The sequence below is a fragment of the Ruegeria sp. CJ9 genome (assembly GCF_056536625.1).
The window spans coordinates 220,943-246,602 of the sequence record NZ_JBQFPY010000005.1 but is presented as its reverse complement, the minus strand read 5'-3'; the positions used below and the strand labels follow the sequence as shown (position 1 = coordinate 246,602).

The 25,660-nt window shown below is 58.5% G+C and carries 23 protein-coding genes; 10 read left to right on the top strand and 13 right to left on the bottom strand.

Annotation, left to right across the window (positions count from 1 at the left end; translation table 11 throughout):
• Nucleotides 1–8: 8 nt before the first annotated feature.
• From ACR0AJ_RS12665 to ACR0AJ_RS12650, 4 genes are read left to right on the top strand one after another with little or no spacing between them, the layout of a single operon-like run.
• Nucleotides 9–515, top strand: coding sequence for a hypothetical protein (locus tag ACR0AJ_RS12665; protein WP_480741000.1), 507 nt, complete (start codon nucleotides 9–11; stop codon nucleotides 513–515).
• Nucleotides 512–1,087 carry a MotE family protein gene (locus ACR0AJ_RS12660; RefSeq protein WP_480740999.1) on the top strand — a complete coding sequence of 192 codons (576 nt, stop codon included), beginning with the start codon at nucleotides 512–514 and terminating at the stop codon, nucleotides 1,085–1,087. Before ACR0AJ_RS12665 ends, ACR0AJ_RS12660 begins: the two co-directional genes overlap by 4 nt.
• A 38-nt stretch (nucleotides 1,088–1,125) precedes the next feature.
• Nucleotides 1,126–1,995 (top strand): flagellar motor stator protein MotA, encoded by an 870-nt coding sequence (motA, locus tag ACR0AJ_RS12655; protein ID WP_480740997.1) that lies wholly within the window; start codon nucleotides 1,126–1,128, stop codon nucleotides 1,993–1,995.
• Entirely contained in the window at nucleotides 1,992–4,136 is a 2,145-nt protein-coding gene (locus tag ACR0AJ_RS12650; RefSeq protein WP_480740995.1) for a hypothetical protein, read from the top strand. The genes motA and ACR0AJ_RS12650 overlap by 4 nt, the downstream gene beginning before the upstream one ends.
• 65 nt (nucleotides 4,137–4,201) lie before the next feature.
• On the opposite strand, the gene ACR0AJ_RS12645 is transcribed toward ACR0AJ_RS12650, so the two are convergent.
• The 3 genes from ACR0AJ_RS12645 to betB all read right to left on the bottom strand — a co-directional run bounded on the left by ACR0AJ_RS12645 (nucleotide 4,202) and on the right by betB (nucleotide 9,584).
• On the bottom strand, nucleotides 4,202–5,545 hold the full coding sequence (locus tag ACR0AJ_RS12645; RefSeq protein WP_480740993.1) for an MmgE/PrpD family protein: 1,344 nt from the start codon (nucleotides 5,543–5,545) through the stop codon (nucleotides 4,202–4,204).
• Nucleotides 5,542–7,983, bottom strand: a complete 2,442-nt coding sequence (locus tag ACR0AJ_RS12640; RefSeq protein WP_480740991.1) for a GcvT family protein — start codon at nucleotides 7,981–7,983, stop codon at nucleotides 5,542–5,544. The genes ACR0AJ_RS12645 and ACR0AJ_RS12640 overlap by 4 nt, the downstream gene beginning before the upstream one ends.
• Before the next feature lie 146 nt (nucleotides 7,984–8,129).
• Nucleotides 8,130–9,584 (bottom strand): betaine-aldehyde dehydrogenase, encoded by a 1,455-nt coding sequence (betB, locus tag ACR0AJ_RS12635; RefSeq protein ID WP_480740989.1) that lies wholly within the window; start codon nucleotides 9,582–9,584, stop codon nucleotides 8,130–8,132.
• A 182-nt stretch (nucleotides 9,585–9,766) separates the two neighbouring features.
• On the opposite strand from betB, the gene ACR0AJ_RS12630 reads away from it, so the two are divergent.
• Nucleotides 9,767–10,096 carry a hypothetical protein gene (locus ACR0AJ_RS12630; RefSeq protein WP_170360821.1) on the top strand — a complete coding sequence of 110 codons (330 nt, stop codon included), beginning with the start codon at nucleotides 9,767–9,769 and terminating at the stop codon, nucleotides 10,094–10,096.
• 4 nt (nucleotides 10,097–10,100) lie between these two features.
• Here the strand turns inward: ACR0AJ_RS12630 and ACR0AJ_RS12625 are convergent, their stop codons facing one another.
• Both ACR0AJ_RS12625 and trhO read right to left on the bottom strand, forming a co-directional pair.
• Nucleotides 10,101–10,604 carry a potassium channel family protein gene (locus ACR0AJ_RS12625; RefSeq protein ID WP_170349735.1) on the bottom strand — a complete coding sequence of 168 codons (504 nt, stop codon included), beginning with the start codon at nucleotides 10,602–10,604 and terminating at the stop codon, nucleotides 10,101–10,103.
• 75 nt (nucleotides 10,605–10,679) lie between these two features.
• Nucleotides 10,680–11,585 carry an oxygen-dependent tRNA uridine(34) hydroxylase TrhO gene (trhO, locus tag ACR0AJ_RS12620; RefSeq protein WP_480688752.1) on the bottom strand — a complete coding sequence of 302 codons (906 nt, stop codon included), beginning with the start codon at nucleotides 11,583–11,585 and terminating at the stop codon, nucleotides 10,680–10,682.
• 117 nt (nucleotides 11,586–11,702) lie between these two features.
• Here trhO and pncA point away from each other — a divergent pair, with 117 nt between their 5' ends.
• The gene (gene pncA / locus ACR0AJ_RS12615) at nucleotides 11,703–12,296 is read left to right on the top strand and encodes a bifunctional nicotinamidase/pyrazinamidase (protein ID WP_480740988.1); all 594 of its coding nucleotides are present in this window, start codon (nucleotides 11,703–11,705) and stop codon (nucleotides 12,294–12,296) included.
• Here the strand turns inward: pncA and ACR0AJ_RS12610 are convergent.
• A complete protein-coding gene (locus ACR0AJ_RS12610) occupies nucleotides 12,293–12,826 on the bottom strand; it encodes a hypothetical protein (protein ID WP_480740986.1) in 534 nt (177 codons plus the stop codon). The genes pncA and ACR0AJ_RS12610 overlap by 4 nt on opposite strands.
• A gap of 166 nt (nucleotides 12,827–12,992) precedes the next feature.
• On the opposite strand from ACR0AJ_RS12610, the gene pncB reads away from it, so the two are divergent.
• On the top strand, nucleotides 12,993–14,285 hold the full coding sequence (gene pncB, locus ACR0AJ_RS12605; RefSeq protein WP_170396637.1) for a nicotinate phosphoribosyltransferase: 1,293 nt from the start codon (nucleotides 12,993–12,995) through the stop codon (nucleotides 14,283–14,285).
• 3 nt (nucleotides 14,286–14,288) lie between these two features.
• Here pncB and ACR0AJ_RS12600 read toward each other — a convergent pair whose 3' ends face one another.
• The 6 genes from ACR0AJ_RS12600 to ACR0AJ_RS12575 are packed head-to-tail and all read right to left on the bottom strand — an operon-like array spanning nucleotide 14,289 to nucleotide 21,777.
• Nucleotides 14,289–15,740: an aldehyde dehydrogenase family protein gene (locus tag ACR0AJ_RS12600; RefSeq protein WP_480740984.1), complete on the bottom strand. Its 1,452-nt coding sequence runs from the start codon at nucleotides 15,738–15,740 to the stop codon at nucleotides 14,289–14,291.
• Between the two features lie 31 nt (nucleotides 15,741–15,771).
• On the bottom strand, nucleotides 15,772–17,370 hold the full coding sequence (locus ACR0AJ_RS12595; RefSeq protein ID WP_480740982.1) for an ABC transporter ATP-binding protein: 1,599 nt from the start codon (nucleotides 17,368–17,370) through the stop codon (nucleotides 15,772–15,774).
• Nucleotides 17,367–18,182 (bottom strand): ABC transporter permease, encoded by an 816-nt coding sequence (locus ACR0AJ_RS12590; protein WP_480740980.1) that lies wholly within the window; start codon nucleotides 18,180–18,182, stop codon nucleotides 17,367–17,369. The genes ACR0AJ_RS12595 and ACR0AJ_RS12590 overlap by 4 nt, the downstream gene beginning before the upstream one ends.
• The gene (locus ACR0AJ_RS12585) at nucleotides 18,179–19,126 is read right to left on the bottom strand and encodes an ABC transporter permease (RefSeq protein WP_170349727.1); all 948 of its coding nucleotides are present in this window, start codon (nucleotides 19,124–19,126) and stop codon (nucleotides 18,179–18,181) included. Before ACR0AJ_RS12585 ends, ACR0AJ_RS12590 begins: the two co-directional genes overlap by 4 nt.
• 40 nt (nucleotides 19,127–19,166) lie before the next feature.
• Complete coding sequence (locus tag ACR0AJ_RS12580; RefSeq protein ID WP_170349726.1) at nucleotides 19,167–20,234, bottom strand: ligand-gated ion channel; 1,068 nt, start codon at nucleotides 20,232–20,234, stop codon at nucleotides 19,167–19,169.
• 55 nt (nucleotides 20,235–20,289) lie between these two features.
• The gene (locus ACR0AJ_RS12575; protein ID WP_170349725.1) at nucleotides 20,290–21,777 is read right to left on the bottom strand and encodes an ABC transporter substrate-binding protein; all 1,488 of its coding nucleotides are present in this window, start codon (nucleotides 21,775–21,777) and stop codon (nucleotides 20,290–20,292) included.
• 171 nt (nucleotides 21,778–21,948) lie between these two features.
• On the opposite strand from ACR0AJ_RS12575, the gene panB reads away from it, so the two are divergent.
• The 3 genes from panB (at nucleotide 21,949) to glpK (ending at nucleotide 25,174) form a co-directional block, all read left to right on the top strand.
• Nucleotides 21,949–22,788, top strand: coding sequence for a 3-methyl-2-oxobutanoate hydroxymethyltransferase (gene panB / locus ACR0AJ_RS12570; protein ID WP_170349724.1), 840 nt, complete (start codon nucleotides 21,949–21,951; stop codon nucleotides 22,786–22,788).
• A complete protein-coding gene (gene panC / locus ACR0AJ_RS12565; RefSeq protein ID WP_170349723.1) occupies nucleotides 22,785–23,627 on the top strand; it encodes a pantoate--beta-alanine ligase in 843 nt (280 codons plus the stop codon). Before panB ends, panC begins: the two co-directional genes overlap by 4 nt.
• 68 nt (nucleotides 23,628–23,695) lie before the next feature.
• The gene (gene glpK / locus ACR0AJ_RS12560) at nucleotides 23,696–25,174 is read left to right on the top strand and encodes a glycerol kinase GlpK (RefSeq protein ID WP_425081326.1); all 1,479 of its coding nucleotides are present in this window, start codon (nucleotides 23,696–23,698) and stop codon (nucleotides 25,172–25,174) included.
• Here the strand turns inward: glpK and smpB are convergent.
• Complete coding sequence (gene smpB, locus ACR0AJ_RS12555; RefSeq protein ID WP_170360845.1) at nucleotides 25,171–25,647, bottom strand: SsrA-binding protein SmpB; 477 nt, start codon at nucleotides 25,645–25,647, stop codon at nucleotides 25,171–25,173. The two genes, glpK and smpB, sit on opposite strands and share 4 nt — an antisense overlap.
• Between the last annotated feature and the right edge of the window lie 13 nt (nucleotides 25,648–25,660).

The following is a 25,660-nucleotide window of genomic DNA, read 5'->3' as shown; positions in this document are numbered from 1 at the left end:
AGGCGAAATTGGAGCTGATTGCAGATATTTTGCTGGTCGCCGGCGCGCTGGGTGCGGGTCTGTATTGTTTCGTGCTGTCCCGGCGGCTGAAACGCTTCACCGATCTGGAAAAAGGCGTGGGCGGCGCGGTTGCTGTTCTGTCGACCCAGGCGGATGAGCTTAAGAAATCCCTGGGTGCCGCACGAGCAGCCTCGGACCAGTCCGGTGCGGAATTGAAAGAGCTGACGCAGCGGGCAGAATCGGTGGCGCAGCGGTTAGAGCTGATGATGGCTTCGATGCACGACGTCGTTCCATCGCAAGACAAACCCGACCAGTCGACCGACCCCGAAGAAGATATCAGCGCCGCACCCGAGGAACAGGCGGAATCCGCCGTGGCTGAGTTAGATAAAGTCGCTGAAACGATCGAAGCGCCCGAGAAGCCAAAAAAGGACGCGACCGCCCCAGAACCGGCCAAGCGGCCGGGCGGCTTGATGTTCTTCCGCCACGATCGCTCTCAGGGTGAGGCCGCATCATGACCCGCCGGAAAGCCGATAGGCGCCCAAAAGGTGGCGTGCTGGCGGTCATCTCTTTGCTGATGATCGGGTCTGCCGCGATTCGTCTTGGGCTGGAAGCAGGGCCAGCGTTGGCAAAAACTGCCGAACCTTATGCCCCCAAAGTCAAACACGCACAGCCCGATCTGCCCGGCGCAAAGGTCCTGCTGACCGAACTGCTGCGCCGGGAAGAAGCGCTGAAAAAGCGCGAGGCAGCAGCGCTTGACAAGGAAAAGGCATTGGCCATTGCGGATCAGGCGATCGAGATGCGACTGGTTGCCCTGCAAGAGGCCGAAGAGGCGCTGCGCGCGACGCTCGCCATTGCCGAAAAAGCTGCCGAGACCGATCTGACGCGCCTGACGGATGTCTATCAAAGCATGAAACCCAAGGACGCCGCAGCGTTGTTTGAGACGATGGACCCAAGCTTTGCCGCCGGATTCCTGTCTCGCATGCCGCCCGATGCGGCTGCTGGTGTTCTGGCCGGGCTGCGCCCCGAAGCCGCCTATACCATTAGCGTCATAATGGCAGGCCGCAACGCCGCCGCCCCACAGGAATAAAACTCTAACCCCGCACAGGATTTTGCTGGAGATCACCCATGATCGGAATAATCGGAATTGTCGTCATTTTCGCCATGGTGTTCGGCGGTTATCTGGCTGCGGGCGGCAAAATGACCATCATTTTGAAATCGCTTCCTTTTGAGATGATGATGATCGGCGGTGCCGCTGTTGGCGCTTTCCTGATCAGCAATGACATGAGCGCCGTCAAACACACCCTCAAAGACATGGGCAAAGTGTTCAAAGGACCAAAATGGAAACCTGAGGACTACCGCGACTTGCTGTGCCTGCTGTTCTCGCTGATCCGTATTGCCAAGGCCAACCCGGTCGAGGTGGAACAACATATCGAAGACCCGGAAAATTCATCTCTGTTCTCGGCTTACCAGAAAATTCAGGCAGATAAAGAGGCCGTTGACCTGATCTGCGATACGATGCGCGCCGCCTCGATGAACTATGATGATCCCCATCAGGTGGAAGAAGTTCTTGAAAAGCGGATGGAGGCGAACTTCCACCATGCCATGCATTCCAGCCACGCCTTGCAAACGGTTGCGGATGGCCTACCCGCCTTGGGCATCGTTGCGGCGGTTCTTGGCGTGATCAAGACGATGGGTTCGATTGACCAGCCCCCCGAAGTGCTGGGTAAATTGATCGGCGGCGCCCTAGTGGGGACCTTTCTTGGGGTGTTTCTGGCTTATGGTCTGGTCGGACCTTTCGCGGGCAAACTGAAAGCTGTCGTCGAAGAAGACAACCACTTCTACCAGCTGATCAAAGAAGTGTTGGTCGCCAATCTGCACAACCACAACGCCGCCATGTGCATTGAGGTTGGGCGTCAGAACACCCCAACCCACAACCGCCCTGATTTCACCGAGTTGGAAGAAGCGTTGAAAGAACTCAAACAGGCAGCCGCATGACCCGGTTTGCATTCTTATTCTCGGCGTTCATCTCCGGGGCCAGCGGAGCCGCAGCGCAAGATCTGACGGTGCGCTCGGGTGAGCATGAAGGTTATACCAGATTGGTGGTTAAAGTGCCTCAAGACACCGATTGGGTTCTGAAACAGACAAAAAACGGCGCACGCCTGAACGTCGCGCTGAAGGATGTGACATACCGAACCGGCACCGTCTACCAACGCCTGACGCAAAACCGACTTGCCGCGATTTCGCAGGCCGAACCAGGCGGTGCACTGGAACTGGAGTTCGGTTGCGATTGTGTCGCTTCGGCCTTTCTTTTCAAAAGTACGATGATTGTGATTGATATCGCGCCCGGCACCTTCCTGCCGCCGCTCACCAGTGATATTCCGGCCCCGGTCCTGCCCAAATCCCCAAAAGAAATCAAAACGACAGGCCCGGAGCAGACCATTGATGCACTGGCCCTGCCGCTGTTGAACCTCAACGCGAACGGATTCGAAGACCAGCTTTCGACCCGGCTGCTGCAGGGGGCGGACCGCGGAATCATTGATCTGAACATTGCGCCGGTGGGGCCACGCGCATCCAACGGGAATCAAAGCGTATTTTTGCCAGCCGGTGTTGAATTGAATGTTCAAGTGACTTCGATTTCGGACGGTTTGAACGGGCTTTTGGGTCCGGATGTTCCAAAAGTGGAACGGCGCCCACCCTGCGTATCCAGCGCCGAGCTGGCTTTTGACCGTTGGTCTAACGAGCGTCCGTTTCCAGAACAAGCCGCGCAGCTTCGATCAGAACTGTACCAAGAATTCGATACCATCGACAAAGAGAGAGCGCTGAAACTGGCAAAACTGTACGCGCATTCCGGGTTTGGCGCCGAAGCGATCCGGGCGTTGGACCTGCTGGACGAGCGATCTTTGGAAACCGAACACATCGCGGCCATTGCCCGTGTTCTGGATGATGGGCCGCTGATCGAAGACAATCCGTTCCAGGGCTTGCAGCGTTGCGAGGGCGATGTGGCTTTGTGGGCGGCGATGAGTGAAGGCAACTTGCAAGGCGACGCCAATCTAACGGCTATCGAACAGTCTTTTGCCCGCTTACCGGACCATCTGCGGCGCCATGTCGGCCCGGCCTTGTCGGACATTCTGGTAGACGGGGACGAGTTAGAAGCCGCCCGGCGGATCTTGCGCTCGGTCGATCGCGTCAAGACGCAAACCAGCGCAAATGTCGCGCAGGCAAAGGCCAAGGTTGCAGCGGCCGAAGGTGACGCTCCCCGGACCGAAGTCTTGCTGACTGAAGCGATCGAAGCGTCAGACGCCACGCTTGAGGCGCCGTTGGCACTGGCCCGACTGGTCGACAAACGTTGGCTGGAACGTGGCGCAATCTCTCCTCAGGAACTGGATCTGGCGGAATCCTACACGATTGAGTTTCGCCGTTCTGACATCGGCCCCCTGATGAAACAAACCCATATGGTCGCGCTAAGCCTGAGTCAGGAATTCGATGCCTCTCTGGATTTGGTGGCAGAGCTGTCAGAGGATGCGGAATCCGCGGACGCTCTGAACCGTGCAGTGCTTATCCTGACCGAACGCGCTGATGATGCGACCTTTTTGCGCCGCGTCCTGATCTTGTCACATAAGCATTCCCAAAATCTGACAACCGACACAGCCATTGCCGTTGCTGACCGACTGGCAAAGCTTGGGTTTTCACGACATGCATACGCACTAGCAAAGCGTCCTCAGGACAGGCTGAGGCGGGGTGAGCGTGCCCGTCTGCGGGCCAAAGCCGCGCTATTGGATCAGCGTCCGCATCAAGCGATGCTGGAACTGGCCGATGATCAGACGGACGCAGCGATTATGCTGTGGACTGAAGCCCTGATTGCAGCAGAGGATTTTGCGGCGGCGGGTGATCTGATGCGCAACTCAGGTCGTGAGGATGAAGCAAACCGCTTGTTCTGGTTGGCCGATCTACCAGAGCAAGTGAATTTGGAAAATCACACCAAATTCGATCAGGTCGTCCAGACATCCCAAGGTCTAACAGCCGTACCGGCCCGACTTCCTGAAACGCCCCTGGCCGACGCGGAGAACCTATTGAGGGACAGCGTGGAAACCCGCAACAGGATTGCGGAGTTGTTTGCCATATTGAGTCAGCCGTGAATACGGCTCTAACCCGGACACTTTCCTGATGTTTGTCGACACGCGCGACGTAAACGACACATTTTCTAAGGATCAAATATCAACGGAGACAAGTCAGACATCCGAGAGTCCGGCGCGACCCATCCCAAAATTGCATCCCGAATTGCCGCAGCCCGGGTCGGGCCGATGACTGGCGTTGCGAATTCCAAGTACTTGGTGATCACTTCTTCGCGGCTGATGGGGACCTCAGGACCGCCTCGGGCGTGGACATCTCCAGAGTCGAAAATCTGCCCATCCGTGGTTTCGACACTGACATCGGCCCAACGCCCCTCGGGGAAGCGGGCATTGTGACGATCACTCTCGGCCACGTGAATACGGGGTATCAGCGCGGCCACTGCCGGGTCAGAAAGACCGGAACCGGAAATATGCTCGACCCCGATCCGACCGTAAAGCGCCTGCACGGCCACCGCGAAAGGCAACGAATACTGTGCCTGAGAGGTCGTGCCGGGCATTCCGGCATACAGGCAAGCACCCTGATGGAATGAGTTGATCTGAATAGACCGGATTTGCGCATGAGACAGGTCATTGTCCCGCATTACCGCCCGGACACCGTCGATTGCGGCATGGGCCCAACGGCAGATTGGGTAGGGTTTCACGTATTGATGCTCGACCTGCCAAAACTGGCCTAGATCGGCCCAATGAGGCGCGGCGATTTCTGCCTCGATCGTGATGGCGGGGGCACCGGTAAAGCCACGTTCGGCCAGAATAGCGGCTGAAACTCCGACAAGCGCACCCCAACCCGATCCGTCATGCAGCATCGTGGGGTTGGCAATCTCGCGCATCATCTGACTGCGGGGACCGTGATATTCGGCGATACCCATCGCCTGCCGCATCTGATCCAGCGAATGACCGCGCAGACGGGCGGCCATCGCGACCACACCCAACGCGTTCCATGCACCTGACGTATGGTAGTCACTGACCGAGGCATGCAGCGACAACCCCGCGCGCCCGGCAATTTCATAGCCGGTGATCACCGTCGCCAGTGCTTCGGGGCCCGTCAGATCCGGGCGATGGGCGGCCATGGCGATCAGTGCGGGCAAAACCACGACACCAATATGCCCCTTAGTCGGGTTATAGCCGTCATGCCCATCCAGGTTATCCGTCTGGGTCGCCGCCGCATAAGCCGCCCCGGCCATGCTGACCGGACGCCCGTCGAACATCATCCGGGCGCTGTAGTCCGGATCAGAGCTGCCATAGAGCAGGGCCGCCGTGTCGCGTGCGATCACCCCGGCCTCCATCGGGCCAGAGGCGATCAGGATGCCCATCGTATCCAGCATCATCAGCGCAGCCGCTTCCTTGGCGCTGTCGGGTATCTGATCGGCAGATCGGTTCAGGGCAAAATCTGCAACGCGGGCGAAGGTTCCAGTCATGAGACGCCTTCGGCCACCGGCTGAATTTCACGCAACTTGTGACCATTGGGATCGAAAGGCGGTTCCGAGAGGATTCTGGCGCTGTGCGGCTTGCCCAGAATGTAGATTTCGACCGCATCGCCGGGGCCGGCCACCTTGGGGTCGGCATACCCAATGGCCAGGGACTTGGCCACCGAATAGCCATAGGCACCCGAGGTCACCCGGCCCACAGGCGTACCATCGGGCATGAATATCGGCTCACCTCCGGTGGCATCAGCGTCAACGGCATCAACCTCAAAGATCGAAAGCATTTCGCGGGCAGAATTATCTTTGATGGACTGATAGGCGTCTTTGTTCAGGAAATCCTTGTCCAGTTTTATCAGGCCGGCCAACCCGACCTCTTGCGGCCAGTATTCCTGAGAATATTCCCGGCCCCACGAGCCGTACCCCTTTTCAATACGCAGCGATCCCAACGCGCGAGCGCCAACCGGGCCACCGTTCAGCTCTTTCGCCGCATTCAAAAGCGCGGAATAGAGCCTGATTTGATCGGATTCGGCGCAGTGTAGCTCCCACCCCAGATCACCGGTGAACGAAACGCGGATGGCCAGACAGGTCACCCCGGCCACTTCGATGGTCTGGGACCGCATAAAGCGGAACGCCTCGTTCGAAAGGTCCGCGTTGGTCAGCCGTTGAAGCAGATCGCGCGATTTTGGTCCCGCTACGTTGAAGCCCGCAATCCGATTGGTGGCAACCTCGAACGTGGTGCCTTCGGGCAGATCGACCATGTTGAAAAAACGCTGATGATACCGTTCCGCCATGCCAGAGCCGATCATCATATACTCATCCTCGGCCACTTTGGTGATGGTGAAATCACCGGCCACGCCACCGCGAACCGAGATCAGTGGCGTCAGGCAGGACCGTCCCACTGCAGTCGGCACCCGATTGGCCACCAGACGATCCAGCCAGTCATACGCGCCCGGCCCTTTGACCACGTAATTGGCAAAGTTCGAGATATCGATGACGCCCGCATGATCGCGCAGCATCTGCACTTCGCGGCCAACTGGCTCCCACCAATTCTGGCGAGTGAAGCCGTTGGTTTCAGTCGCCCCGGGGTGATCTGCGAACCAAAGCGGGTGTTCCCAACCACAGTTCAGTCCAAAGACGCAGCCCATATCTTTCTGCATCTCGTAAGCGGGGCGCACACGGGCGGGACGGCCAGCGCTGCGTTCTTCGTTCGGGAAATGGATGGCAAATCGATGGGTATAGACATCTTCGACCCGCGCCTTGGTGAATTTCTTATCGGCCCAATCGCCAAACCGCGCCAGATCCCAGGCGAACATGTCATATTGCGGTTCACCCTCGACCATCCATTGCGCCGCCAACAGCCCGAGGCCACCGGACTGCGAGAAGCCGGGGATGATACCGGTACAGCAGAAATAGTTCTTCAGTTCTGGCACCGGCCCCCAGATCGCGTTGCTGTCCGGCGACCAGATCATCGGGCCGTTGATCACCCGTTTGACCCCGGCTGTTGCCGCCACCGGCACACGTTCGGTAGCGCGGATCACGTTTTCCATGATCCGGTCCAGATCGTCGGGGAACAGGTCATGGGCGAAGTCCAGCGGCGTGCCGTTTTCGGCCCAGAACCGCATGTCTTTCTCATAGGCTCCGATCAGCAGGCCGTTTCCTTCCTGACGGAAATAATACTCACCATCTCGATCGGCGATCGAGGGCAGGCGACGGCCCAGTTCCGCAACCTCGTCAATCGCCTCGGTCACGAAATACTGGTGCTCGGTCGGTTGCAGCGGCAGTTCGATCCCGGCCAGAGCCGCGACTTCTCGCCCCCACAGACCCCCGGCATTGACCACCCATTGCGTGTGGATATCACCCTTTTCGGTGCGCACGATCCACGAGCCATCAGGTTTCTGTTCAGTCCCTATCACAGGGCAAAACCGCTCAATCGTTGCCCCCATGGCGCGCGCTCCGGCGGCGTAGGCGTGGGTCACACCCGACGGATCGACGTTGCCGCCATCGGGTTCGAACATGATACAACGGATATCGTCGAACTGCGCCAGCGGATGCAGTTCCATCGCCTGTTCGCGGCTGATCTCATAGAAGTTCAGGCCGTAGAATTTTGCCTTGGCCTCTTGCAGTCGCAGCTGGTGTTCGCGGTCCTCGGTCTGCGCCAGATACAGCGAGCCCGACTGGAACACGCCGCAGCCCTGTCCGGTTTCCTTTTCCAGCTCTTTATACAGGTTCATCGTATAATGCTGGATGCGGGTGATGTTGTTGTTGTCGTGCAGCCCATGAATATTTGCCGCCGCATGCCAGGTCGAACCCGAGGTCAGCTCATCCCGCTCCAGCAACACCGCGTCGGTCCAGCCGAGCTTGGCCAGATGATAAAGGATCGAGCAGCCGACAAGACCTCCTCCGATCACAACGGCCTGGGCGTGGGTTTTCATGGGTGTGACCTCCTGCTGGCGGGCGCATGAACCGCACCCTGTCAGGAAAGTCAGCCACAGGTCAAAGGTGGCTTATGCTCTGTTCCCGACGCGAAATGTCGGGAACAGAGTATTCTTGGTATGAATAATTTTCACGCAGAGATGAGTTAATACGGTGCCTCGACATCGTTCATTGAGACATAAACCGTCTTCATCTCGCTGAAATGGTTGATCGCCAGTTTCGAATTCTCACGTCCGACACCCGACATTTTCGACCCTCCAAACGGTGCCTCGACCGGAGCAAGGTTGTAGGTGTTGATATAACAGGTGCCCGCCTCGAACCCGGCCACAATGCGGTGGGCGCGGGTCAGGTCGTTGGTGAACACACCGGCGGCCAAGCCGAATTCTGTGTCGTTGGCGCGGGCCAGTACCTCTTCCTCGGTGTCGAAATCCAGCACCGACATGACGGGGCCAAAGATTTCTTCGCGCGCGATGGTCATATCATCGGTGACATCGGCAAAAACAGTAGGCTGCATATAGAACCCGTCACATTCGATGCGCTCACCGCCAAAGACCAGCCGTGCGCCTTCGGCCTTACCCTTTTCGACATAACCCAGCGCGATATTCATCTGGTTTTCGCTGACCATGGGGCCGAAATTGACCTCTTCATCCAGCGGATCGCCGATTTTCGCCGTTGCCAGACGCTTGGACAGACGGTTCAGGAAGGTCTCTTTGATGCCATTCTGCACGAACACGCGGGTGCCGTTGGAACAGACCTGACCCGAGGAATAGAAATTGCCCAAAATCGCACCCGACACGGCGTTTTCGATATCGGCGTCATCGAACACGATCATTGGGGACTTGCCACCCAATTCCATGGTCACGTGTTTCATGCCATCCGCCGCGGCGGAATAGACCTTGCGGCCCGTCGGAACAGACCCGGTCAGCGATACCTTGGCCACGCGCGGGTCGGTCACCAGTGACGCACCTACATCGCCATAGCCCTGCACCACGTTGTAGACGCCTTTGGGCGCGCCGGCTTCGATCAGAATCTCGGCCACCTTCAAGGCCGACAGGGGCGTGGTCTCAGAGGGTTTGAACACCATCGTGTTGCCGCAGGCCAGCGCAGGGGCACCCTTCCAGCAAGCGATCTGGGTCGGATAGTTCCACGCACCGATTCCGACGCAGACACCCAGCGCCTCGCGGATGGTGTAGACGAAATCGCCACCGCCCAGCGGGATATGCTCACCCGTCAGCGACGCCGTCAGCCCACCGAAATATTCCAGCGCATCGGCGCCACTGGTTGCATCGGCCACCAAGGTCTCTTGCAGCGGTTTTCCGGTGTCGTGGGTTTCGAGGATCGACAGCTCACGATTACGCTCACGCATGATATCGGCGGCGCGGCGCAGAACCCGGCCACGTTCAGTTCCGGACATCGCGGCCCATTCCGCTTGCGCCGCGTTGGCGCTGTTTAGAGCCTGATTTACAATCTCTGGCGTGGCGGAATGCAGCCGCGCGATGACCTCGCCAGTGGCCGGGTAGATGACGTCGATGGGGGCGCCATTGGTGTCTTCGACATATTCACCGTTGATGAAATGGCTGGCCTTGGGCTGAAACTTCATGCCGCGTCCTTTTCTTGATTGCACCCGCGTCGGGCAAAGAGCGTTATCCGCGGATTTAGCTTTTATTGATTGGTCAGTCAATAAAAGCCGTGACAGGCAACATCCCGCCGAGTCGCAGCCCCCTCTCTTGAAATTAGAAGTTAATGTTCCATTTATGTTCTACATAGTCAGGGGAATATCCGATGACCCAGAACTTGCGAAATTCCGCCCCAAGCGGCCCGACAAACGACTATCACCTGCTGCCCGTCACGGACCGGCAGATGCGCTTTGCCCGCGCTATTGCGGAACAGTCGGCGCTGGAAATCCCGGTCGAAGCACAACGCGACCGCCGATCAATGTCAGCCTGGATTTCGGCACATAAACCACACGATCCGTCACCTTTTGCCAATTATCCCACAGGCAAGCAGGTCGCCTTTGCCGAACGGATTTCGCGCAGCAAACGCAGGCCAATCCCGTCTGAGTGTTTTCGCGACAAATACGCAATGTCCCAGTGGATCGACCACAACAAGTGACCGTTCAATTCTGGCTGTGTCCGCGCGCGTAAATGCCCACGGCCGCCGCTACGAACAGGCCCAGCAGGATATACCCAGTGATCGCCTCAGCCACGGCCAGCCCGCGGCACAGGCCTGCGGGATGCAGGTCTCCGAACCCAACCGTCGTGAATGTGACATATGAGAAATACAAAACGTCTGACGGCCCTTTGGCCCCGACCACACACAGATCGTTATACCCGAACGAGCCGTAAACGGCTGCGAACAAGAAAGGCACGACCTGAATAAAGGAGATCCCCATAAGCAACAGCTGGCGCTTTGGGGATTTCACCTGGGTCATGTAGTACCAGGTCTGCGACACCAGCCAGATCGTCAACCCTACGGTTGTTGCAGTCCCTATTTTGTCGCCAGCAGTGGTCTCGCTCAGCCGCGACAGGCCATACCAGGCAACAAAGCTGACGACCACCAGACCCAAGGCCGCGACCAAGGTCGATTTCCACTCATCCAGAGTTGTCGGGTCGCGGTGCATTAAACCTCCGATACGGTGATGCAGGTTCAATGATCGACATTCCGACCCGCGCCTGCAACCTTATTTATCAGAGAGTTAGTCGGCGCCCAGATGCTCTTGCCCGCGCTGACGCGCCAGACCGATCTGCTTCTGCCGCTCACGGAACCGCATTTTGTCGGCTTCAGAGGTTTCGTCAACACACCGATGGCAGGACACGCCATGTTCGTATTCAGGGCGCTTCATATCCTCGGGCAGAATCGGACGGCGGCAACCGTGGCACAGGTTATGCGGCCCCTCGACCAGCCCGTGCCCAACGGACACACGGTTGTCGAACACAAAGCACTCGCCCTGCCAGGTGCTGTCATCAGCTGGCATTTCCTCAAGATAGCGCAGGATGCCGCCCTTCAGGTGATACACATCCTCAACCCCCTGCCCCAGCAGGAAGTTGGTGGATTTCTCACAGCGAATACCACCGGTGCAGAACATGGCGACGCGCTTGTTGTGGAACCGCTCTTTGTTCTCTTCCCACCAAGCCGGGAACTCACGGAAACTGGCCGTTTCAGGGTCTATTGCGCCCTCAAACGTGCCAATCGCCACCTCATAATCGTTGCGGGTGTCGATCACCACCACGTCGTCCGAGCGGATCAGATCGTTCCAATCCTCAGGCTCGACATAGTTGCCGACACGGGCGCGCGGATCGATATCCGGCTGCCCCATGGTCACGATCTCTTTTTTCAAGCGCACCTTCATCTTGCCAAAAGGCGGGTGATCGGCGGTGGCCTCTTTCCAGTCCAGATCGGCACAGCCGGGCAGCGCTTTGATATGCGCCAGCACCGCATCGATCCCAGCGCGGGGGCCGGCAATGGTGCCATTGATCCCCTCTTGCGCCAGCAGCAATGTGCCTTTGACAGATTGCGTACGGCACAGGTCCAACAAAGGCTCGCGCAGGGCAGCGTGATCCGGGAAACGGGTGAAGTGATAGAGAGCAGCGATGGTATACATGCGCGCGGTCTAAACCTGACGCAACAGAGTCGCAAGGGATCGAATTGACGCTTCGCAGCCAGATTGACGATTGGGCCTGCGCGCCCTACCGATAGAGCAACCTGAGGAGAAACCGCGATGACCCACGCCCTGCTTGTGATCGACGTCCAGAACGATTTCTGCCCCGGCGGCGCGCTGGCCGTACCCGGAGGGGATGAGATCGTGGCCCCGATCAACGCCATGATGGACGAATTCGATGCCGTGATCCTGACGCAGGACTGGCATCCGGCGGGTCATTCGTCCTTCGCCGGGTCGCATGACCACAAGAACCCGTTTGACATGACGGAAATGCACTACGGCCCGCAGGTACTTTGGCCGGATCACTGCGTTCAGGGAACCGAGGGCGCCAATTTCCATCCGGATCTGAACACCCATGCCGATCTTGTCCTTCGCAAGGGCTTTCGTAGCGGTATCGACAGCTACTCGGCGTTTTTCGAAAATGACCAGAAAACACCAACAGGGTTGGAGGGGTATCTTAAGTCGCGCGGAATCACGAAACTGACGCTCGTCGGCTTGGCCACTGATTTTTGTGTGTACTATTCCGCAATCGACGCAGCACGTCTGGGTTTTGACGTCACGGTCCGAATGGATGCGTGCCGAGCTATCGATATGGATGGATCACTGGCCGCTGCTGAAACCGCAATGCGGGAAGCCGGCGTTATCCTGGCCTAGGGGGCAGACCCCTCGGACGCCAGGTATCTCAGCACGACAATCACAACCACGGCCAGACCAAGCGCAAACCCGATACGCCCCTGAACCGAGCGTCGTTTTGGTTTGACCACATCAGGCGCTTGAGGGCTTGGCGTCAATTCCTGCAACTCGCGCGTGGCATTTGCCCGGGGGCGTGCCCGCTTTACGTCGTCCAGGAAATGCCAAAAGTCGAAATCACCACAATATTCCCCCTGAACACCCATATTGCGGATATTCGAAAACAGCCGTTTCAGGATGCGTTCACGATCCGGTGCATCTTCGGATAGGAAATAACCATGTGGAAGGCTGCCACCCTTGGATTCCAGGCTGAAGCCCGATTCCAGAAAAATACGACGAATCTTGGGGGATGCACTGTGCAAGGCCTCAACAGTCTGAGTATTGCGAAAGGTCGCGCGAACGGCGCGGTGGCCCGTCACGGCAGCCATGCCATGTTCCGGATCCACTTCATCAGGCGCAATCGCTACAATATCAAAGTCGTACTCGAGACCCATTCACCAACTAAACCTTGTTCTTCCAACCCCTTCTTTTCACTAACCAATGAAAAGATCACACAATATGCTCGATTTGTGACCTCACCTTGTCATTGTCTTCAATCTAGCGACTCTTGCCAATCCATGCACCTATTGATCTAACAACGGAAATCGCAGGAGTTCCAGCATGGTCGATATTGCGACGCGCGTGTACAATCATAAATGGAAGATTGACCCGATTGTACGGTCTTTAATCGACACAGACTTCTACAAACTGCTGATGTGCCAGTCAGTGTTTCGAAATAAGCCCCAAACGGATGTGGTTTTTTCGCTGATCAACCGGTCGAATCACATTCCTCTGGCCAATCTGATCGACGAAGGCGAACTGCGCGAACAGCTGGATCACATCCGGTCGCTGAGCCTCAGCCGGGGTGAAAGCACCTGGCTGCGCGGCAATATGTTCTATGGGAAACGGCAAATGTTCCGCTCGGATTTCATGGAGTGGTTCGAGAATCTGCGCCTGCCGCCCTACCACCTTGAGCGCAAAGGCGATCAGTACGAACTGACCTTCGAGGGCAAATGGCACGAGGTCATGCTGTGGGAAATCCCGGCGCTTGCGGTGCTGATGGAGCTGCGATCCCGGGCCGTTCTGAACAATATGCGCCGGTTCGAACTGCAGGTGCTTTATGCCCGTGCCATGACCCGCGTTTGGGAAAAAATCGATCAATTGCGCAGCATCGATGGGCTGGGCATTGCTGATTTCGGCACCCGTCGGCGGCATTCCTTCCTGTGGCAGGACTGGTGCGTGCAGGCGATGATCGAAGGGCTGGGGCCCGCGTTTACCGGCACCTCGAACTGCCTGATCGCGATGCGACGCGAGGTTGAGGCGATCGGCACCAATGCCCATGAACTGCCCATGGTCTATTCCGCGCTGGCGGAATCCGACACCGAACTGGCGCAGGCCCCCTATGACGTCCTCAGCGACTGGCACGAGGAACATGACGGCAATCTGCGCATCATCCTGCCCGACACCTATGGCACGCAGGGCTTTCTGGACAATGCGCCGGATTGGCTGGCGGGATGGACCGGTATTCGTGTCGACAGCGGAGATCCGGCGACAGGTGCCGAGATTGCCATCAACTGGTGGAAATCGCGCGGTGAGGATCCGCTGCAAAAGCGGGTTATCTTCTCGGACGGGCTGGACGTGGACAAGATCCACGAACTACACAGCCAGTTCGCTCATCGCACGAAGGTCTCGTTTGGTTGGGGCACCTTGCTGACCAATGATTTCCGTGGACTTGTCCCGAATGACGCACTGGCACCGTTCTCGCTGGTCTGCAAGGCGGTGTCCGCCAATGGCCGACCAACCGTGAAACTGTCCGACAACCCGGAAAAAGCGATGGGCCCAAAGGATGAGATCGAGCGCTATAAGCGCGTCTTCGGTGTGGGTGCACAACAGTCGATCGAAGTGATTGTTTAGACCCTAACCATGGTAAGCCGCTACTGTTTTCACCTGCGAGAACCCAAACAGCGCCTCGAACCCCTTTTCGCGGCCATGACCGGACTTGCCGACACCGCCAAACGGCAACTCTACCCCGCCCCCCGCACCATAATTGTTGATGAACACCTGTCCCGAACGCAGCTCTTTCGCCAACCGCATCTGCCGCGCACCGTCGCGGGTCCAGATGCTGGCAACCAACCCGTATTCGGTGGCGTTGGCGATCTGAACCGCCTCCTCCTCGGTTTCAAAGGGGATCAGAACCTGCACCGGTCCAAAAATTTCATCCCGAGCCAGAAGGTGATCTGACGGGACATCGGCAAAAAGGGTTGGCTGCACATATGCCCCCTCGCCGGGTGCATGATCTACGATACGCCCTTGTCCTGCGATGTTTAGGTCCGCGCCTTTGGCTAAAAACCCCTCGACGATCTGTTTCTGACGGGCCGAGATCAGGGGGCCGACCCGCAAATCTTCGGGTGCTGGACCAACAGTCAGATCGGCATAGGCGGCTGCCATGCGGGTTTTGACCAGCTCATACACCCCACGCTGCACCAGAATACGGGACGAGGCCGAGCAGGTCTGCCCGGCATTCTGAATACCCGCGTTCACCAGAAACGGCAGTGCGGCATCCAGATCGGCATCGTCAAATACCAGCTGGGGCGATTTACCGCCCAGTTCCAGCGTCACCGGCACCACGTTGCGCCCCGCCGCCTGTTGCACCAGCGCGCCGGTGGCAACTGACCCTGTGAATGAGATATGCTGCACGCCTGGATGCGCTGACAATGCCGCCCCGGCCTCGGCCCCTAACCCCGGCACCACGTTCAGCGCTCCGGCAGGTAGGCCCGCCTGTTGCGCCAGATGGGCAAAGGCAAGCGCGGTCAAACAAGCCTCTTCCGCTGGCTTCAGCACGCAGGCGTTGCCCATCGCCAAAGCTGCCCCGACAGAGCGGCCAATGATCTGCATCGGGTAGTTCCACGGCACTATATGCCCGGTCACTCCGTGCGGTTCGCGCAGCGTGTACACGGTGTATCCGTCCAGATAGGGGATCGTCTCGCCCATCACCTTGTCCGCCGCGCCGCCGTAGAATTCGCAGTACCGCGCCAACGCCACGGCATCCGCACGGGCCTGTGTCAGCGGTTTTCCTACATCCATCGCCTCAAGCTGCGCCAAGTCCTCTACGCGCTCCAAAACCAGTTGGCCAAGTCGGGTAAGGAGGCGGCCGCGCTCCAACGCCGTCTTTCGCCCCCAATCCCCATCCAACGCCGTTTGGGCGGCCTGCACAGCGGCATCTATATCTGGGGCATTCGCGCGGGCAATCCGGCAGATCTCGGATCCGTCAGATGGATTGATCATCGAAATCGTCTGCTGTGACGCAGGCGCGACCCAATCGCCGCCGATCAGGCAAAGGCCGGGATTGAACCAGAGAGAATTGGGCATTTTGGCCTCCATATCGACTCTAACAAAGGAATTACGCGACATTTACACCGATACCGGGCAAGACCGGTGCGGCATCGATCAGGGTCCGAGTGTAAGCGTGCCGCGGGGAAGAGAATACCTGTTCGGTCTCACCCTGTTCAACAATTCTGCCCGCCTGCATCACCATCACCCGGTCCGTGATTGTCCGTACGACACTTAGATCATGGCTGATGAACAGGTAAGTCAGGTTGTAGGTGGCACACAGCTCGGCCAGCAGATCCAGAATCTGTGCCCGGACGGATACATCCAAGGCCGAGACCGCCTCATCAAACACGATCAGATCCGGGCGAATGATCAAGGCGCGGGCAATGGCAATCCGCTGTCGTTGCCCGCCCGAGAATTCATGGATGTATTTGTTCGCATCATCCGGGCTGAGGCCCACGGCGGTCAGCATTTCGGCGATACGGTCTTGCCGCTCTGTGCCGGTGGGCGGGGATTCCAACAGGTGAAACGGCTCGGTGATCAGGCGGGCGACGCGGTGGCGCGGGTTGAAACTGCCATAGGGGTCCTGAAACACCACCTGCATCTTACGTCGCACAACGGGGTTCGGCTTGTGACCGGCAAAGACAGGCTGGTTGTCCAGTAAAATTTCACCGCTCTGCACGTCCTCCAAACCCAAAATTACTCGTGTTAGGGTCGATTTTCCACAACCAGATTCTCCGACCAGGCCCAACCGCTCACCCCGGTGCAGGGTAAAGCTGACTTCATCGACCGCGCGGTGGTGATCCGGCCTGCTGAACAGACCTTTTCGCGGCAAGCTATAGTCGCGCACCACATTTCTCACCTCTAGCAATGGCAGGGACTCGGGCGGTTCAGGCAGTGAAACCTGATGCCTCGAGGCCTGAAACAGCATCTTCGTATAGGGGTGCTGCATATTGTGCAGCAGGTCAGTGGTTGCACCGCTTTCGACCACCTCTCCATGGCGCATCACGACGATCTGGTCGGCCATGTCTGCCACCACCGCCAGATCGTGCGTGATCATCAGCAGCCCCATGCCATATTCGCGCGCCAGTCCTTTGAGCAGGTCGAGTATCTGCGCCTGCGTCGTCACATCCAGCGCGGTTGTCGGCTCATCCGCGATCAACAATTTGGGGCGCAGTGCGATTGCCATGGCGATCACCACACGCTGCCGTTGACCGCCGGACAGTTCATGCGGATATCGCGACAGCGGGAAACGGTCAGGCGGCAGGCCAACGCGGCTCAGAACCTCGTGTGCGCGAGCCAACGCCTTGGTGCGCGACATGGCCTTGTGGATCAAAATGGTCTCGATCACCTGATCGCCAATGGTTTTGACCGGGTTCAAGGCGGTCATGGGTTCCTGAAACACCATCCCAATCTCGGCCCCACGCAGGTCGCACATTTCGCGTTCAGACTGTTTCAGCAGATTCTGACGTCCCAGCCAGATCGCGCCTTCTGTCTTTGCGCCATTTGGCAGCAATTGCATCACGGCCAGCGCGGTCATCGACTTGCCCGAGCCACTTTCACCGGTCACGGCAACAATTTGTCCGGCACCAACACACAAGCTGACCCGCTTCAGAATCTCGGTCTCATGGATGGTCAGAGAAAGGTTTTCGATCTCCAGCAAGCTCATGCGCGCGCGACTCGTATTCTGGGATCAAGCCAATCGCGCAACCCATCGCCTAAAAGGTTCAGTCCCAGCACAGTGACAATAATTGCCAGCCCCGGAATCAGAGCCAAATGCGGGGCAAAACTGACCATTGTCTGCGCATCGGCCAGCATTCGACCCCAACTGGGTGTGGGCGGCTGCGCACCCAGACCGACATAAGACAAGCCCGCTTCGGCCAGGATACCCAGCGAGAACTGGATGGTCCCCTGCACGATCAGCAGATTCGCAATATTGGGCAGAATATGTTCTGCCGATATCCGCGCCGCGCCTTTGCCCGCGACACGCGCGGCCAGAATGAACTCGCGTTCCCATAGGGGCAGGGCCGCGCCACGGGTGATGCGGGCGAAGACGGGAATGTTGAAAATACCGATGGCGATGATCGCGTTGATCGCGCCTGCTCCGAACACCGCTGTGATTAGAATGGCGATGACTAGCGAGGGGAAGGCAAAGACCAGATCGTTGCCGCGCATGATCACCTCATCCAGCCAGGACCCCTTGCGCGCCGCTGCCATCAGGCCCAGCGGCACACCTAGTGCCATGCCGATCCCCACCGCCACCAGCGCCACTGCAAGGGACGTGCGCGCGCCCACCATGATCATCGAGAACATGTCGCGCCCGAAATGATCTGTGCCGAACCAATGCTGTACATTAGGCGGCTCCAGCTTGTTGGGGATATCCAGCGCCGCATAATCATACGGCGTCCAGACAAAAGACATAAGCGCCGCCAGCAAGACCAACGAGGACAATACTGAACCAAGAAGCAGGTTGCGGCTCATGTCCGGCCCCTTAGCCTTGGGTCCACGGCGGCATAGGCGAGATCGACCAGAAAATTCACGGTGATGACAGCAAAGACAAGCAGCATGACCACCGATTCCACCACGACCAAATCGCGGGCCGAGATCGCCTGAAACACTAGCCGCCCGAGTCCGGGCAGATAAAACACCTGCTCGATAATGATCGACCCCGCCAACAGAAACGAGAACTGCAGCCCGATGATGGTCAGAACCGGGATAAGCGCGTTGCGCACACCGTGCCGCCACATTGCTTGACGGCGTGACAATCCCTTGGCGCGGGCAGTGCGCATGAAATCTTCGCCCAGTATATCCAGCAGCGAAGACCGCATGACCCGCGCCAAGATCGCCGCCTGCGGCAAGGCCAGCGCAATGGCTGGCAATGTCAGAGAATGCAGGCCGGTCCAGACGCCTTTGTCCCAACCCGCAAAACCTCCGGCGTTGAACCAGCGAAGGTTGATGGCAAAGATCAGCACCAGCATCATCGCGAACCAGAAATTCGGCACCGCGATGCCCAGCTGCGTCGCCCCCATCACCGTCAGATCCCCCGGCTTACCTCGGCGGGCGGCGGCGTAAATCCCGGCAGGGAAGGCAATCAGGGTCGATAAGGTCAGTGCATAAAGCGCCAGCGGCAAGGACACCCACAACCGATCCGCAATCATCTGCGACACCGGTGTGCGATACGTGTAAGAGGTCCCGAAATCCCCCACCACCATGCCGCCAACCCAGTTGAAATATCGTTGGATCTTGGACCCGTCCAATCCCAGCTCGGTCCGCAATGCGGCCAGCGTGTCCTCTTGCGCGTTGACGCCCAGCATGAACGAGGCCGGATCACCCGGCGCCACTTCGATCACGGCGAAGATAACCACTGAAGCAACCACAAGGCTGATCAGCAAAGATATCAGTCGTTTGAGGGCAAAGCGCAGCATTGAAGCCACGTTAGGATCACATATCGCGCGGGTCCAGCACCTAAGGCACCAACAGATAGGCAAAAACCGCGTAAGCGACGATGGCTGCATAGCCCAGCGGGTAAATCCACTTGATTGCGTAATTGTCCAGTTTTCTGGCCCCATCCTCACGCCCGGACACTTTCAGTTTGCGCAAGGCCACGTTGAACACGATCAGCGCCCCCGTCATCAGGAACATGCATTGAAGGATGAAATCCAGAAAGGTCAGATACCCCAGCTTGGGCAGATCGGCCGAAATCGCCCAGTTGAAGGCCACGAAGACCAGCAGATTGCCCCCGGCAATCTCGATCCGGCGGCGGTATTCGTCGAGGAAAAACAGTGCCCAGCCCACCGAGACCAGAACCAGCATCGGCAGGAACACCCGGATCACATAATAGGTCAGGTGCCGCTTTCCTTCGAACGCCAGCGCCACCTGATCGCTGTCCCGACCAGACAGGCCGATGACCGTTGAATGCAGAATCTGTGGGTTGTCCAGTATCCATTCTTCCTCGCCAAGCAGATCACCCAGGCCGGAGTGATCTTCCAGCGGATAGTAAGTCACGTATTCAGATGGAAAGATTGAAACGACCTCGAAAAAGAACTCCTGCGTGTCGAACGGGTACTTGCGGAAGTCGAAATGCGGGGCCTGCAATGTCAGCGAGGATTTCTCGACATAGACCACATGCCCGTCATAGTGCAGCGAGGCCGCGGCTTCGTGTATCCATTTGTTGGATTGCTGGTTGTGAATGACAAAGGCCGGAACCACCGCCCCAATATCCGAGGTATGTTTGGCCAGCGTCCTCGGATTGAAAACCTGAAACTCGCGGCCGACCTCTTCGCGGTCGAAGGCCAGGGCCGGGTCGGTCCATTCGACACGCAGAACGACAACGGCACCATAGTTCTCTGCCTTTTGATCTACGCTGGTGACCTGATCTATCCGGATACCGATCCCCACCTTCAGCGGGTTTTCCGGCGTGCCAACCAACGCCGCAAGCCCGCCATCCAGCACGTTTTGCGCCTGCGACTTGTCGCCCAGCACACAGAAGCAGGCAGTCACAGCAACAAAACACAAAAATCGGACCAGGTTCATTTTCGGGCTCATTCGGGAACAGGCAATCCGGGGCCGGATACAGCCCCGGATCAGATTATTCGGACCAACTGATCTGGGTCAGGTCGATGGCAGCTGTTGGCGCGTTCTTCCACAGGCCCTGAACACCGGCCTTGGCGACCCCCAGCTTGGCCAACTGGAACAGGTATCCGTTGACATAATCCGTGGCGATCAGGCGCTGCATATCGCCCAGCAGTTTTTTACGCTCATCCGGGTCGGTGGTGGCGTTCAATGTCTCCATCAGTGTCTGGGCATCCAGACTGTCATACTGAAAATAATAATCGGGGCGGGCATAGATGCCGATATCCATAGGCTCGGTATGGCTGATGATGGTCAGACCGTAATCCTTGCCCTTGAACACCGATTCCAGCCACTGCGCCCATTCCACATTGATGATCTCGGCCTTGATGCCAACCTCGGCGAGTTGTGCGGCAATGATCTCGCCCCCGCGCCTTGCATATGAGGGCGGCGGCAAGTGCAAGGTGGTTTCAAACCCGTCTGCGTACCCCGCATCGGCCAGCAGCTTGGCGGCCTCTTTCGGGTCATGAGCCGAGTTGCCGGTCAGATCGACATAAGCCGGGTTATGCGGTGCGAAATGGGTACCGATGGGCGTGCCGTAGCCGAACATCGCCCCGTCAATGACCGCCTGCCGGTCGATGGCATGGGCCAGCGCCTGCCGTACGCGGATATCATCGAACGGAGGTTTCTTGTTGTTGGTCGACAGGATGGTTTCCCCTTCGGTCGACCCCACCAGCACCTGAAAGCGCGGGTCAGCCTCGAATTGAGGCAGGTTTTCGGGTGCGGGGAAGTTGTCGAAGACGTCCACATCTTCGGCCATCACCGCGGCAAAGGCGGCAGTGGGATCCGAGATGAATTTGAACGTAGCAGTCTCTAACGCAGGTTGTTCGCCCCAATAGTTGGGGTTCCGGTTTAGCGTGATGCTATCGCCCTGCACCCAGTCACCAAAGGTAAAGGCACCGGTCCCCACCGGGTTGGTCTTGATGTTGTCGATGCTTTCGGGCGCGACGATCACCGCATCCCCCCAAGCCATGTTGAACAGAAAATTGCCGTTCGGCTCGGACAGGGTGACCTTTACGGTCAGCGGATCCACAACCTCAACGCTTTCGATGCCTGCAAACAGCGCCTTTTGCGCATTGGCACTGTCTTCGGCCGTGGCGCGGTCGAGGCTGAATTTGACGTCCTCAGCATCCATGACGGTGCCGTCATGAAAGGTCACCCCGTCACGCAGCTTGAATGTATAGACAGTGCCGTCCTCGGAAATTTCCCAGCTTTCGGCCAGGCCGGGCACGACCGAGCCGTCACCCATAAAGCGGGTCAGACCCTCGAAGATATTTGTGTAAACAACCGAATCAATGGCCTGCGCGGCGGCGCTGGTCGGGTCCAGGTGTGGCGGCTCCAACTGCATCGCAATCGTAATGTCCGATTTGGCCAAAGCCTGCGAGGCAAACAGGCTGGCGCCCACCGCCAGAGCCGACGCAATACTCCGAAACATCTGCTTTGTCATGAAAAACTCTCCCTGTTTGAATCCTTGGAACCGGCTGTTTTACAGGCTTTTCTGCACTCAATGTCCCTTTAAACCTCGGGTCAATCAAGGAAATGTTCGCGCAACCGGGGTTTCTATAACCTTGTGCAATCTGCTATGCCGCACTGCAACATGAACCCCGCAGGAGCGATCATGAGCGCCACCGCCCGCAAAACAGCCCCGAATGCCGAGGACATCCGTGCCCGCAAAGGCAGCACACCATTGGTCAGTTTGACCGCCTATACCACACCGATGGCACGGCTGATGGATGCCCATTGCGACTTTGTTCTGGTCGGCGACAGCGTCGGCATGGTGCTGCATGGGCTGACCTCGACCCTGGGTGTGACGATGGAGATGATGGTGATGCATGGTCAGGCCGTTGCGCGCGGTCTGGACAGGGCGATGATGGTTATCGATATGCCCTTTGCCAGTTACGAACACGACCCGGCCCATGCCTTCAAGAATGCCGCTCGCCTGATGGCCGAAACCGGCGCAGGTGCGGTCAAGCTGGAAGGCGGCGTCGAAATGGCCGAGACCATCCGCTTTCTGGTCAAGCGCGGTATCCCGGTGATGGCGCATATCGGCCTGACGCCACAATCGATCAACACGCTGGGCGGCTACAAGGTGCAGGGTCGCGACGAACAGGCGAAGGCCGTGCTGGCCGATGCCCATGCCGTGGCCGAGGCTGGTGCATTTTCCGTTGTGCTTGAGAAGGTACCGCAAGGCCTGGCTGATCAGATCACCGCCGAGGTCGCGATTCCGACCATCGGCATTGGCGCCTCAGCCGGTTGTGATGGGCAGATTCTGGTCGTGGACGACATGGTGGGCTTTTTCACCGCGTTCAAACCGAAATTTGTCAAACGCTATGCCGAACTGGGTCCGCAAGCCGAGGCCGCCATCGCGGAATATGCCTCCGATGTGCGCGCCCGCAGCTTTCCAGCGGATGAACATGTCTTTGCCGATCAGGCTCCGGCCAAAGGACCTAAGACATGACCGCACCCATTCTGCGCCGCCTAAGTGATTTGCGCGCGCTGACGACCAAATGGCGCGGCAACGGCGAGACGATCGGTGTCGTCCCCACCATGGGCGCGCTGCATCAGGGGCACTTGTCTCTGGCCGAAGCCGCCAAGGCCGGAACCGACCGGGTGATCGTTACGGTTTTTGTGAACCCCAAACAGTTTAACAACCCCGACGATCTGGCCAATTACCCGCGGACCGAGAACGAAGATGCGCAGAAACTGGCCCCTTACGGTGTCGACGCGATCTATGTCCCCGATCCCGAGGAGATCTATCCGCGGGGCTTCGCCACCACCGTATCAGTCGCCGGTTTGACCGATGTGATGGAGGGTGAATTCCGCCCCGGCCATTTTGACGGCGTCGCCACTGTGGTCGCTAAGCTGTTCCTGCAAACGCAGGCAGATCGAGCCTATTTCGGGGAAAAAGACTATCAACAATTGATGATCGTCCGCCGCATGGCCCGCGATCTGGACATCCCCATCGAGGTGATCGGCTGCCCCACGGTGCGCGAACCCTCGGGGTTGGCGATGTCATCGCGCAACCTCCTCCTCTCGCCCGAGGGGTTGAACATTGCGGCCAACAAGCACCGGATCATGCAGGGTGTGGTCCAGTCGCTGAAAGCAGGGGCCGCGTTTGAAACTGTGGCCGCGCGGGCCGAGTCTGATCTGCTGGCGGCAGGTTTCACTCAAGTTGAATATATTCAACTGCGCTGCGCCGACACACTGGACCCGCTGACCCATGCCACACGGCCCGCTCGGCTGTTTGCGGCGGCTTGGGCGGATGGCGTGCGGCTGATCGACAATATTCCTGTCTGAACGCTCTGGCACGATCGTCATTGTTTGCGCTAAAGTCCGGCAAAACCAGACCGGAGGGGGGCGCAGGCGTGACCTATATTCTTGCCATTGATCAGGGCACCACATCATCGCGGGCCATTTTGTTCGACGCGGATATGCAGCGCGTAGGCACCGCGCAGCACGAATTCACCCAGCATTTCCCGCAGGAAGGCTGGGTCGAGCACGACGCCGAAGAAATCTGGGAGAGCGTTCTGCGCGTCTGCCGCGAAGTGATGGACTCCACCGGCGTCACCGCCGACCAGATCGCAGGCATCGGCATCACCAACCAGCGCGAAACCACTGTGGTCTGGGACCGCACCACCGGTCAACCACTCCACAACGCCATCGTCTGGCAGGACCGCCGCACCGCCGAGATTTGCGCGCGCTATAAACGGGCGGGGTGCGAAGATGACGTGACCGCTCAGACCGGGCTGCTGCTGGACCCCTATTTCTCGGGCACCAAGGTCAAATGGCTGCTGGATACTGTGCCCGGCGCGCGCGAACGGGCTGAGGTCGGAGAGCTGATGTTCGGCACCATCGACTGTTTCCTGATCTGGCGTCTGACCGAGGGGCGCAGCCACGCCACCGACGCGACCAATGCCGCACGCACCCTGTTGTTCGACATCAACAAAGGCGAGTGGAGTGCCGAAATTTGCGACCTGCTGGACGTACCGATGAACATGCTGCCAGAGGTGCATGATTGTGCCTCGGACTTCGGAAATACGACCCTATTCGGGGGGGATATCCCAATTCTGGGCGTGGCGGGAGATCAGCAGGCCGCAACCATCGGGCAGGCCTGTTTTCAACCCGGCATGATGAAATCGACCTACGGTACGGGGTGTTTTGCCCTGCTGAATACCGGGGACAAACCGGTTGAATCCAAAAATCGCCTGCTGACGACGATTGCCTATCAGTTGGACGGCAAGCGCACCTATGCGCTGGAGGGGTCGATCTTTGTGGCCGGGGCCGCTGTGCAATGGCTACGCGATGCGTTGCAGATCATTGAGAGCGCCCCGGAAAGTGGTGAACTTGCCCAAAAAGCCGATCCAAACCAGCATGTGGTGCTGGTACCTGCCTTTACCGGCCTCGGCGCGCCCTATTGGAAGCCCGACTGCCGTGGCGCGGTGTTTGGCCTGACCCGCAATTCCGGCCGCGCGGAGTTCGCCAAGGCCACGCTGGAAAGCATCGCCTATCAAACCCGCGATCTGTGGCACGCCATGCAGGGCGACTGGGGCGCGGACACCGATGTCACCCTGCGCGTGGATGGCGGTGCCAGCGCCTCGGACTGGGCGATGCAGGGGCTGTCGGACTATCTGGGGGCCGAGGTCGACCGCCCGGTGATGCAGGAAACCACCGCATTAGGGGCGGCCTGGCTGGCCGGCATGCGCGCCGGTGTTTATCCGGACCAACAGGGTTTTTCCGAAACCTGGGCACTGGATCGTCGGTTTGAACCGGAATTGTCCGCCCAAGAACGCGACGCCGCATATGATCGCTGGAAACGCGCGGTTGAGGCCGCGATGGCCTTCTAGCTGTGATCCTTCATCAGCCGCTGTTTCTGCCGTGACCAGTCCCGCTTGGCCTGAGTCTCACGCTTGTCGTGCAGCTTTTTACCTTTGGCGATGCCGATCTTCAGCTTCGCCCGGCCCTTGTGGTTGAAATACAAAACCAGCGGCACCAGCGTCATGCCCTTGCGCTGGGTGGCATTCCACAGATTCGACAGCTCTTTGCGCGACACCAGCAGCTTGCGGCGGCGGCGTTCTTCGTGCTTGAAAACCTTCGCCTGCTCATAAGGCGCGATATAGCTGTTGATCAGCCACAGCTCGCCATCCTCGACCGAAGCATAGCTTTCGGCAATGTTTGACCCACCAACGCGCAGGGATTTGACCTCGGACCCTTCCAGCACGATGCCGCACTCGATATCGTCCTCGATCGCGTAATCGAAGCGCGCACGCCGGTTTTCGGCGATAACTTTGTAATTCGGGTCTGTCTTTTGCTTGGCCATGACGCGTTGATTT

Bases quoted from the DNA above. Each gene is read 5' to 3' on its own strand.
- ACR0AJ_RS12580 (WP_170349726.1), bottom strand. From the start codon at position 20,234: ATGAACCTGGTCCGATTTTTGTGTTTTGTTGCTGTGACTGCCTGCTTC.
- pncA (WP_480740988.1), top strand. From the start codon at position 11,703: ATGACCCACGCCCTGCTTGTGATCGACGTCCAGAACGATTTCTGCCCC.
- panC (WP_170349723.1), top strand. From the start codon at position 22,785: ATGACCGCACCCATTCTGCGCCGCCTAAGTGATTTGCGCGCGCTGACG.
- ACR0AJ_RS12595 (WP_480740982.1), bottom strand. From the start codon at position 17,370: ATGAGCTTGCTGGAGATCGAAAACCTTTCTCTGACCATCCATGAGACC.
- ACR0AJ_RS12610 (WP_480740986.1), bottom strand. From the start codon at position 12,826: ATGGGTCTCGAGTACGACTTTGATATTGTAGCGATTGCGCCTGATGAA.
- ACR0AJ_RS12660 (WP_480740999.1), top strand. From the start codon at position 512: ATGACCCGCCGGAAAGCCGATAGGCGCCCAAAAGGTGGCGTGCTGGCG.
- trhO (WP_480688752.1), bottom strand. From the start codon at position 11,585: ATGTATACCATCGCTGCTCTCTATCACTTCACCCGTTTCCCGGATCAC.
- panB (WP_170349724.1), top strand. From the start codon at position 21,949: ATGAGCGCCACCGCCCGCAAAACAGCCCCGAATGCCGAGGACATCCGT.
- ACR0AJ_RS12600 (WP_480740984.1), bottom strand. From the start codon at position 15,740: ATGCCCAATTCTCTCTGGTTCAATCCCGGCCTTTGCCTGATCGGCGGC.
- ACR0AJ_RS12645 (WP_480740993.1), bottom strand. From the start codon at position 5,545: ATGACTGGAACCTTCGCCCGCGTTGCAGATTTTGCCCTGAACCGATCT.
- ACR0AJ_RS12585 (WP_170349727.1), bottom strand. From the start codon at position 19,126: ATGCTGCGCTTTGCCCTCAAACGACTGATATCTTTGCTGATCAGCCTT.
- ACR0AJ_RS12650 (WP_480740995.1), top strand. From the start codon at position 1,992: ATGACCCGGTTTGCATTCTTATTCTCGGCGTTCATCTCCGGGGCCAGC.
- motA (WP_480740997.1), top strand. From the start codon at position 1,126: ATGATCGGAATAATCGGAATTGTCGTCATTTTCGCCATGGTGTTCGGC.
- ACR0AJ_RS12575 (WP_170349725.1), bottom strand. From the start codon at position 21,777: ATGACAAAGCAGATGTTTCGGAGTATTGCGTCGGCTCTGGCGGTGGGC.
- pncB (WP_170396637.1), top strand. From the start codon at position 12,993: ATGGTCGATATTGCGACGCGCGTGTACAATCATAAATGGAAGATTGAC.
- ACR0AJ_RS12625 (WP_170349735.1), bottom strand. From the start codon at position 10,604: ATGCACCGCGACCCGACAACTCTGGATGAGTGGAAATCGACCTTGGTC.
- ACR0AJ_RS12640 (WP_480740991.1), bottom strand. From the start codon at position 7,983: ATGAAAACCCACGCCCAGGCCGTTGTGATCGGAGGAGGTCTTGTCGGC.
- ACR0AJ_RS12630 (WP_170360821.1), top strand. From the start codon at position 9,767: ATGACCCAGAACTTGCGAAATTCCGCCCCAAGCGGCCCGACAAACGAC.
- smpB (WP_170360845.1), bottom strand. From the start codon at position 25,647: ATGGCCAAGCAAAAGACAGACCCGAATTACAAAGTTATCGCCGAAAAC.
- ACR0AJ_RS12590 (WP_480740980.1), bottom strand. From the start codon at position 18,182: ATGAGCCGCAACCTGCTTCTTGGTTCAGTATTGTCCTCGTTGGTCTTG.
- betB (WP_480740989.1), bottom strand. From the start codon at position 9,584: ATGAAGTTTCAGCCCAAGGCCAGCCATTTCATCAACGGTGAATATGTC.